Below are 8409 nucleotides of genomic sequence, written 5' to 3'. Positions count from 1 at the left end.
CGACACGAGAGGACCGGCCTGCCGGGGGCCGACGGAACGACCGGGCCGGGCGACGCTTCGCCGCCTTCCGGAGGACGGGACGGCGGCACGGCCGGGCGCGAGGCCCGGAAACAGGGGGTATCACGTTCCGCCATACCCGCGTCCACCGCTGGCCCGGAAAGCCCGGAAAGCCCGGCCGATCCGGGGGCTGTCGCTGGCTCCACGGCTCCGGAAGACGTCCTGGCAGGAGGCCCGATCCCCGGCGACGGCGACGACTACCGGGCCGACGGCCCGTCACGGCACACCGACCAGCAGGCCGTCCGGTATTTCCAGGCGAACTGGGGTCCGGACGACAAGTCGCTGAAACACCTCAAGGACATCCGCAGCGTCGGCGGATATCTGCGCATTTATACGGACCTGCCGGAGTCGGCGGACAACTCCCTCGCCGCCATCGTGCTCTGCGAGCGCGGCCTGACCTACCTGCGCAGCCGCGGAGTCGCGGACCCCGTGGTGTTCGTCCAGGCGGAGTTCGGGGGAAACGGCAACCCGGTGCTCGCCAACATCCTCGGCCCCGCGGACCGGAGCTGCCGCGTCACCTACCCGGCCCCGCGCTGAGCCCTGCTTCTGAGCCCCCTGGGGGTCCGGGTCAGCGGACCCGGACCCGCGTCTTGGCGCACAACTCGCACCGCTGCGTCACGACGCGCCCTATGATCTCGATCGTCACCCAGCGGTGCCGAAGATGGACAAAGCGCACGCGGCTCTCGTACCCGGGGAACGGGGTTGATACGCCGCGTCGCCGATTGATCACCCCTTGGGTTCGAGTCGAAGCGAGATCGAGTTGATGCAGTAACGATCGTCGGTCGGCGTCGGGTAGCCCTCACCGTGGAAGACGTGCCCCAGGTGCGAGTCGCACCGGGCGCACCGCACCTCCGTGCGGACCATGCCGAGGCTGCTGTCCTCGATCAGCCGTACCGCGTCGGACTCGGACGGCTCGAAGAAACTCGGCCACCCGCAGTGCGATTCGAACTTCGTGTCGGATCGGAACAACTCGGCCCCGCAGGCGCGGCACGAGTAGACACCTTCGGTTTTGGTGTCGACGAATTCCCCCGTGAACGGGCGCTCGGTCCCCGCCTCCCTGAGGATGTGGAACTCCTCGGGCGACAGCTCGGACCGCCATTCCGCCTCGCTCTTGACCACCTTGTCCATGACTCAAGCGTACGAGATCCGGCAAAAAGAGATCTCCGCAGGGTGAAGCATCCGTTCTGGGGTGAATTTGCGTCTTTGTAGGCAAGGGGGTGTCATCGCTCCCTTGCCAAGGGGTGGATCATCCGTGGATCCCGTCGAGCGGCACAGCCCACGCCCGTGCTGGCGCCGCTGGGGATCATCACGGTCGGCCGGGTGGCGCGCCAGCGCCCGGACCGGCGGCGGGTGGTCTCGTGGCCCGTCCTGTCGAGCCCTCGGTCCCGCCACCGAGGAGGCTCCGGGACGGGCCCACCCTGCTCGACGGGCGGGTGGAGTAGGTTCGGGGACATGGCATCGCCGTACATAGAGCTCGAGGTGGGGGAGCGGACCGTCAAGGTCACCAACCCCGACAAGGTCTACTTTCCAGCGATCGGCGCCACCAAGCGGGAACTGGTCGAGTACTACGTGAGCGTCGGCGAGGGAGCGCTGCGGGCGCTCAAGGACCGGCCCACGAACATCAAGCGCCACCCTGACGGCGTCCAGACCGAGGCGATCTACCAGAAGCGCATGCCGCCCCGGCACCCCGACTGGCTCCAGTCGGTCACCGTCACCTTCCCCAGCGGCCGCACCGCGCAGTCACTGCGCGTCACCGAGGTCGCGGCCATCGCCTACTGCGCCAACCTCGGCACCATCGACTTCCACCCGTGGCAGGTGCGCGCCTCCGACGTCGAACACCCCGACGAGCTGCGCATCGACCTCGACCCGCAGCCCGGACTGGAGTTCGACGCCGCGCGCAAGGCCGCCTTCCTGACCAGGGACGTGCTCGCCGAACTCGGCATCGAGGGCTTCGTGAAGACCTCCGGCAACCGCGGCGCGCACATCGCCGTGCGCATCGAGCCGCGCTGGGACTTCGTCCAGGTACGCCACGCCGGCATCGCCCTGGCCAGGGCCGTCGAGGCCCGCGAGCCGAGCCTCGTGACCACGGCCTGGTGGAAGGAGGAGCGCGGCGAGCGGGTGTTCATCGACTTCAACCAGAACGCCAGAGACCGCACGGTGGTCAGCGCCTACTCGATCCGCGCCCAGCCGCACGCCCCCGTCTCCACCCCGCTGACCTGGGACGAACTCGGCGACGCCGACCCCCGCGACTTCGACATCCGCACGGTGCCCGCCCGCTTCGCCAAGCTGGGCGACGTGCACGCGGCCATCGACGACCGCGCGTACTCGATCGAACCGCTTCTCGCCCTGTACGCCGAGGACGAGCGCGGCGACCTGCCCTACCCGCCCAACTACCCGAAGATGCCCGGCGAGCCCAAGCGCGTCCAGCCGAGCCGGGCCAGGGACGTGCCCGGGGAGTAAGGCTGAGCGCGCGTACGTCGAGACGCGTACGCCGGTCGAGATCGCCGGCCGACGACGGGCCGGGGGCCGGACACATAGCGTGACCGGGTCATGACGTCCGACCCGAGGCAGGCCCGATGCGACAACGACTCTCCTCCACCGCGTCCGTCGGGGTCGCCGTGGAGACGATCGTCAGCTATCCGAACGTCTTCCACGAGATGACCGGCCCGGCGGGCTTCTCCCCGCCGCTGGGCGCGGTGGCGGCCCCCGCCGGGAGCGTCGCGTGAGGGCCCGGCTCGGCCTGTCCGGGTGGGCCGTGTGGGGGCTGGCGCTGCTCGGCGTGCCGCGCGTGATCGGGCACGACCTGCGGCTGGTCGGCCCGGTGGGCAACGCGTTGCTGGTGTTCGTCCCGATCGCGGTCTGGGCCGCCGTGGTGCTGTGGAAGCGGGTGCCCAACCCGTTCCTGACGCTGCTCGCGGTGGGAGCCGCGTACGGTGCCCTGCTCGGCGTGACGCATCAGGTACTTTGGGCGGAATCGTTCGCCGGTGACCCGCCGAGCCTGGGCGGTAACCTCGCCGGCGCGCTGCCACCGGAGGTGGAGGGGCTGGTGCTGAGGGCGTTCTCCCTCGTCAGCAGCCTGGTGACCGGGGCGGGAGTGGGTGCGGCGGTGGGCGCGGCCGCCTGGGTGATCAGCAAGATCGTGCCCGGCTTCCGGCCGAGCCCACGAGACTGACGGAGGGGAGCGTGCGGGGCGACGCACCGGCCCGTCGCGGGCTCGCGGCCGACACGGGCCTGGCCATGCTGGTCCTGGTGGTGGTCGGCACGGCCATCACGGCCGACCTCGGAGACCGGTCGTCCGGGCCGGGCCCGGCGTCGTACGCGTTCGGCGGGCTGTTCGCCGTCCTGATGTTCGCCCGCCGCCGTTTCCCGGTGGCCACGCTGCTGCTCACGGCCGGGGCGCTGATCGTCTACTACCGCCTGTCCTACCCGCCGATCGGGCTGGCGCCGCCGGTGGCGGCGGCGCTCTACTCGGCCGCCGAGCAGGGCAGGCTGCGATGGTCCGCCGGTACGGCCGGGGCGCTGCTCGTCGTCTCGACCACGCAGCGGATCATGGAGGGTGACGACGTCGCCTACCTGCTCGGCTTCGAGACCATGACCTCGGCCGGCCTCATGGCCACCGCGATCGCGCTGGGCGACAGCGTACGTGCCCGCCGGGGCTGGCGCGCCGAGCTGGACGGGCAGGCCCACGCCGCGCGCCTGGAACGCGAGCGGGAGTCGGCGCGGCGGGTGGAGCAGGAACGTCTGCGGATCGCGAGGGACCTGCACGACCTGATGGCGCACACCGTGTCGGTGATCTCGCTGCACACGGACGTGGCCAGGGAGTCGCTGCGCGACGCGCCCGAGGTGGCCGAGCGTTCGCTGGCCGCCGCCCGCGGCGCGTGCAGTGACGTGGGCCGGGAGCTGCGGCTGACGCTGAGCGCGCTGCGCGCCGGCGACGGCCCCGACGAGGGCCCCGCGCCGGGACTGGACCGGCTGGACGCCCTCACGGCCACGGCCGCCGCCGCCGGGCTCGACATCGACCTGCGCACCTCGGGCCGGCCCGTACGCCTGCCCGCGATCGCGGACGCCACCGCCTACCGGGTGCTCCAGGAGGCGCTGAGCAATGTCCTGCGGCACGCCGGCGCCCGGTCCGTGCGCGTCGAACTGGACTACGGCACCGACGAACTGCTGATCAGCGTCCAGGACGACGGCCGGGGCGCCGGGAACGCCGGAGCGGGAGGATGGGGGCTGACCGGCATGCGCGAGCGGCTGTCGCTCCTGGGCGGCGCACTGCGCACGTCGTCGCCGGTGGAAGGGGGATTCGTGGTGCAGGCGAGCATCCCGCTGGAGGAGCGGTCATGATCCGGGTGGTGATCGTCGACGACCAGCAACTGGTCAGGGAGGGCCTGCGGCTGCTGCTCGAACGCGCCGACGACATCACCGTGGCCGGCGACGCGGGCGGAGCCGACGCGGGCGTCGAGCTGACCGGCCGACTCCGGCCCGACGTGGTGCTCATGGACATCCGCATGCCGGGCCGCGACGGGCTGGACGCCACCCGGCAGATCATGGCCGACCCCGGGCTGCGCCACGTCCACGTCATCGCGCTCACCACCTTCGACACCGACGAGAACATCCAGGAGGCGATCAGGGCGGGGGCGGCCGGGTTCCTGCTCAAGGACACCAGCCCCGAGCGGATGCGCGAGGCGGTGCGCATCGTGGCCGGCGGCGACGCGCTCCTGTCCCCGGCCGTCACCCGGCGCGTCATGCGTGCCGCCGCGGCGAGCGCCCGGCCGTCGGCGGCGGCCCTGCTCGACCGCCTGACGGAACGCGAGCGGGAGGTGCTGGCCGAGGTCGGCGCCGGGCGTACCAACGCCGAGATCGGCGGCCGGCTGTTCATCAGCCCCGCGACCGCGCGCACGCACGTGGGCCGGTTGCTGGCCAAGCTCGGCGCCCGCGACCGCTCCCAGCTCGTCGTCCTGGCCTACGAGACCGGCCTGCTCACCCCCGGCGCCGAGTAGCGGCGGTCGCACCGTCAGCGAAGGACCGCGAGGTCGAAGTCCGCCGTCCGGAGGCTGTCGCCGAGAGAGATCCAGAGCAGTACGAGGGGCTCGACCCCCCGGGCCGCGGACAGGCCGCCGAGGTCGAGGATCCGACGGTGGGTCCAGCCGAACGACGTCGGACTTGGCGGCCTCCTCGTCCCCGCACACGAACACGTTGTGCGGCCCCGGGACCTGCGCGGGTCGGTCATCACCGTGTTGAGCGTCTTGACGACATGGGCGCGGGGGAAGGCCAGTTGCAGTTGTTCGGCGACGCTGCCGGCCGCGGGCACGACCAGCCGGGGCGAGAAGTCCAGCGGGTTGGACACGTCCACCACCGTCTTGCTGTCGAGGTCGGCGGCCCACGTCTCCGGTGCCCCAGCACACGATCTTCGCTGCTTCGTCCCCTGCGTCGACGCGTGGCCCTCGGCGGGCGGTCTGACAGAAGGCACTTCGAAGTGCCCTTGACCCGCTCGCCGGAGGCGCCCCGTGAACCTGACGATCCCTGAGGTGCTGGAGGAGTCCTGCGCCACCCGCCAGGCGCTGGAGCGGCCGGCGGCAGGTGCTGACCGAGACGCTGCGCGGCGTTGGAGGCGGACGGGGCTGGGTCGCCGAAACACACCCCGCCTGACCTCCTGGCGGACCCCGATATTCCGCGGCCTTTCCGGACATCCAGTGTTAAGAACCCTGCACTCAGCGCCAAAGACACCCAGACGTGTCCCGGAGAGAATAGCGGTAAACACGTTGTTTGCCTCTGGGTGATTCGGGGAGATCTGGATGAGGATATTCAGAAAGCGGTTCGCGGCGGTATTGCTGACGGTGGCCGCTGCCACGCTGACGGTGACGACGACGCCGGCGAGTGCCACCGCGGCGAGCGTCAGCGGCTGGACCGCCGCGACGCTCAAGGCGTTCGGCCCTTCGGCGTTCACCTTCAGCGGCACCAGTAAAACCGGCGCGGCCATCAAGTGCATCGGCACGGCGAATTCACCGCATTGGTCCAGTGGCGGGGACAGCGTGATCTACAAAACCCGCGTCACCTGCAACGCGACGGTCATGGTCACCATCGACGGCGCGCTCATGTACGTAGCGGGCGGCTCTCCGGGCAAGCCGGCGGCCGGGCCAGGGCAGCGGGTGGCCAAGTCCACGCAGTCGCAGTGGGTGAGTCCGGGGCAGACCAAAACCTACTACACCCCGAGATCGGACAGCGGCATACACATTCGCAAGTCGGGGACCTATTATGGAGTTTCACGCGGTCAAATTATGGACCCGTGCTGCAGCAACATCGACGGCACCAGTTCGGCGCACACGTACGTGACCGCAAGATGACCACACCGTGAATGGCCGGAGATTACCTCCGGCCATTCACGGATTCACCGGACGCCTTTTCCGGAGATGATATCCTCTGCGCGTGGCAGACGAGGAGAAATGGGTGCCGGACCGGCGCACCCTTCAATGGTGCTTCGGGGCCGCCGACGAGGCGCGCGTGAAAGACGCGATACGCAGAGACGTGGAATCGCGAAGCTCCGGCCTGTCCATCGACTCCGACGTCTACTGGACGCTGGTGGCGGAGGCGGCGATCGAGGCTGTCCTCTATGACCTGTCCGCGCTGGCCGACCAGGAACCGCCGGGGAAGAACATCGAGTGAAGGTCGCCTCGTCCCACCTGCGCCGGGCGCCGAAGTGCTGGCCGTTCGGTTCGGCGTTCTGACGTTCTGGTCAGGTCGGGTTCGGGGTGGCGGTCGGGGCCGGGGCGGTGGCCGGGTTCGGGCCGGGTTCCGGGACGGACTGCTGCAGCGGCGACGCGCTGGGCGGCGGCGGAGGAGGGTTGAGGGAAGTCGCCGGCGGGCTGACCGGCACGGCGACCTCCGTCAGCCCGCCCCCGATCGACGCCGGCGCGTCGGCGCCCGGGCACGGGGGCGCGACGCCGTCGCCCCCGCCGGGCGGGCACCCGGGTGCCCGCCCGGGTGCCGGCGGCGGGCTCGTACGGGCCCGGGAGCCGTGCTTGGGCGCGGCCGTCACCGTGGCGCGGGGCAGCGGCAGCGGGTGGGGCACGTAGGCGTCGGGCGTCGGCCTGCCCGTACCCGAGCCTGGGTCCGAGCCTGTGTCCGAAGCCGGGGGCGCGGCCGGTGAGGAGCCGACGGTGGCGGGCGGGGGCTGCGTATCGCCGCAGCCGGCCGCCGCCACGCCCACGACGACCAGCAGGGCCACGGCCGGCCCGAGCGCAAGCTTCATGGAGGATGACCGCCCGCTTCCCGAGGTTCCTCACTTAGAGGAGCGATGTCGTCGCAGATCGTAGTGCACGGGCGGGCGGCCGGGCAGGCGAACCGTGCGTCAGCGGCGGACCAGCCGGTGCGGGGCCAGCTCGCGGGTCTCGCCCCTGTCGAGGTGGACGATCCGGTCGGCGAGCCCGGCCCGTTCCATGTGGTGACGGAAGTCGTCGAGGGGCGAGCTGAAGAAGGCGTAGTCGTCGTAGTGGACCGGCACCACCGTTCGCGGGTCGATCAGGCCGACCCAGGCGGCGCCCTGCTCGCCGTCCATGCTCACGAGGGGGCCGCCGGGCAGTTTGGCGCCGCCCAGGTGGACGATGGCGAGGTCGACGTCGGGGAAGCGGCGCGGGATCGCGTCCAGGCGGCGATCGAGCAGCGTGTCGCCGCTGATGTGCAGGCGCAGTTCGACCCGGTCGTCCTCGTCGCAGAACTCCAGCATCGTGCCGATGACCGGCGGCAGCAGCGCCTCGGCCGGGCCAGGCGCGTGCCGGGCGGGCAGGGCGGTGACGCGTACGGTGCCGCCGGGGCCGCGCAGTTCGTGCTGCTGCCAGTTGTCCAGTCCCACGCTCCTGCGAAAGCCCCGGCGGCGCAGCCGGCCGGCCGCCGCCGTGGTCGTGATGACCGGCGTGGCCTTGTCCAGGCCCTTGCGCGCCGCCCGGCCCCAGTGAGCGCCGTACGGGTGGGACAGCAGCACCGCGTCCAGCGGCGGCAGGTCCCCGATCTCCATGGCGGGGTCGGTGAGGCGGCGCGACGACAGGCCGTACCCGAGGTACGCCCGCCGGCCACGGGGCCGGAAGTCGGGGTCGGTCAGCAGGGTGAAGCCGTTGTAACGGATCAGCGTGGTGGCGCTTCCGATGAACTGCAGGCTTCCTCTCATGTGTCTCATCCCGGAGGTCGAGGTCGCTGGGCCGGGGAGGCGACGCTCCGCCGGCTGCGGACTTTCGTGCCTTTTGTCCCCCTATGCGGGATTTACCGGCTCTTGAGCACTCTCTGGGGAGCGGTTACCTGGAGTGACGTCGAGGGCAGTCTGAAGACCTCTAGGCAAGCCCGGCTGGGTGGAGATTTGGCAAC

At 71.4% G+C, this 8409-nt stretch carries 12 protein-coding genes; 8 read left to right on the top strand and 4 right to left on the bottom strand.

Features of this window, described 5'->3' with window-relative positions; genetic code table 11:
• A partial coding sequence (locus FAF44_RS50250; protein WP_237110590.1) for a hypothetical protein occupies window positions 1-594 on the top strand: 594 nt, incomplete at its 5' end.
• A gap of 189 nt (window positions 595-783) precedes the next feature.
• On the opposite strand, the gene msrB is transcribed toward FAF44_RS50250, so the two are convergent.
• Entirely contained in the window at window positions 784-1185 is a 402-nt protein-coding gene (gene msrB / locus FAF44_RS50245; protein ID WP_237110589.1) for a peptide-methionine (R)-S-oxide reductase MsrB, read from the bottom strand.
• A 324-nt stretch (window positions 1186-1509) separates the two neighbouring features.
• Between msrB and ligD the strand changes: the two genes are divergently transcribed.
• The 5 genes from ligD to FAF44_RS50220 all read left to right on the top strand — a co-directional run bounded on the left by ligD (window position 1510) and on the right by FAF44_RS50220 (window position 5054).
• A complete protein-coding gene (gene ligD, locus FAF44_RS50240; protein WP_237110588.1) occupies window positions 1510-2517 on the top strand; it encodes a non-homologous end-joining DNA ligase in 1008 nt (335 codons plus the stop codon).
• 116 nt (window positions 2518-2633) lie between these two features.
• On the top strand, window positions 2634-2783 hold the full coding sequence (locus tag FAF44_RS50235) for a hypothetical protein (protein WP_237110587.1): 150 nt from the start codon (window positions 2634-2636) through the stop codon (window positions 2781-2783).
• The gene (locus FAF44_RS50230) at window positions 2780-3229 is read left to right on the top strand and encodes a hypothetical protein (RefSeq protein ID WP_237110586.1); all 450 of its coding nucleotides are present in this window, start codon (window positions 2780-2782) and stop codon (window positions 3227-3229) included. The genes FAF44_RS50235 and FAF44_RS50230 overlap by 4 nt, the downstream gene beginning before the upstream one ends.
• An 11-nt stretch (window positions 3230-3240) precedes the next feature.
• Window positions 3241-4398, top strand: coding sequence for a sensor histidine kinase (locus tag FAF44_RS56220; protein WP_237110585.1), 1158 nt, complete (start codon window positions 3241-3243; stop codon window positions 4396-4398).
• Window positions 4395-5054: a response regulator transcription factor gene (locus FAF44_RS50220; protein ID WP_237110584.1), complete on the top strand. Its 660-nt coding sequence runs from the start codon at window positions 4395-4397 to the stop codon at window positions 5052-5054. Before FAF44_RS56220 ends, FAF44_RS50220 begins: the two co-directional genes overlap by 4 nt.
• 14 nt (window positions 5055-5068) lie before the next feature.
• On the opposite strand, the gene FAF44_RS50215 is transcribed toward FAF44_RS50220, so the two are convergent.
• Window positions 5069-5524 carry a hypothetical protein gene (locus tag FAF44_RS50215; RefSeq protein ID WP_237110583.1) on the bottom strand — a complete coding sequence of 152 codons (456 nt, stop codon included), beginning with the start codon at window positions 5522-5524 and terminating at the stop codon, window positions 5069-5071.
• Window positions 5525-5849: 325 nt separating this feature from the next.
• Between FAF44_RS50215 and FAF44_RS50210 the strand changes: the two genes are divergently transcribed.
• Both FAF44_RS50210 and FAF44_RS50205 read left to right on the top strand, forming a co-directional pair.
• Window positions 5850-6398, top strand: coding sequence for a hypothetical protein (locus FAF44_RS50210; RefSeq protein WP_237110582.1), 549 nt, complete (start codon window positions 5850-5852; stop codon window positions 6396-6398).
• An 82-nt stretch (window positions 6399-6480) separates the two neighbouring features.
• Entirely contained in the window at window positions 6481-6717 is a 237-nt protein-coding gene (locus FAF44_RS50205; RefSeq protein WP_237110581.1) for a hypothetical protein, read from the top strand.
• A 70-nt stretch (window positions 6718-6787) separates the two neighbouring features.
• On the opposite strand, the gene FAF44_RS50200 is transcribed toward FAF44_RS50205, so the two are convergent.
• Both FAF44_RS50200 and FAF44_RS50195 read right to left on the bottom strand, forming a co-directional pair.
• Complete coding sequence (locus FAF44_RS50200) at window positions 6788-7303, bottom strand: hypothetical protein (RefSeq protein WP_237110580.1); 516 nt, start codon at window positions 7301-7303, stop codon at window positions 6788-6790.
• A 99-nt stretch (window positions 7304-7402) separates the two neighbouring features.
• Complete coding sequence (locus FAF44_RS50195; RefSeq protein WP_237110579.1) at window positions 7403-8215, bottom strand: MBL fold metallo-hydrolase; 813 nt, start codon at window positions 8213-8215, stop codon at window positions 7403-7405.
• Window positions 8216-8409 lie beyond the last annotated feature (194 nt).

Source organism: Nonomuraea sp. MG754425, assembly GCF_021699195.1.
In the GTDB taxonomy this organism is placed as follows: domain Bacteria; phylum Actinomycetota; class Actinomycetes; order Streptosporangiales; family Streptosporangiaceae; genus Nonomuraea.
Note: the sequence above shows the minus strand (reverse complement) of the source record. Positions and strands in the feature narration are given on the sequence as shown.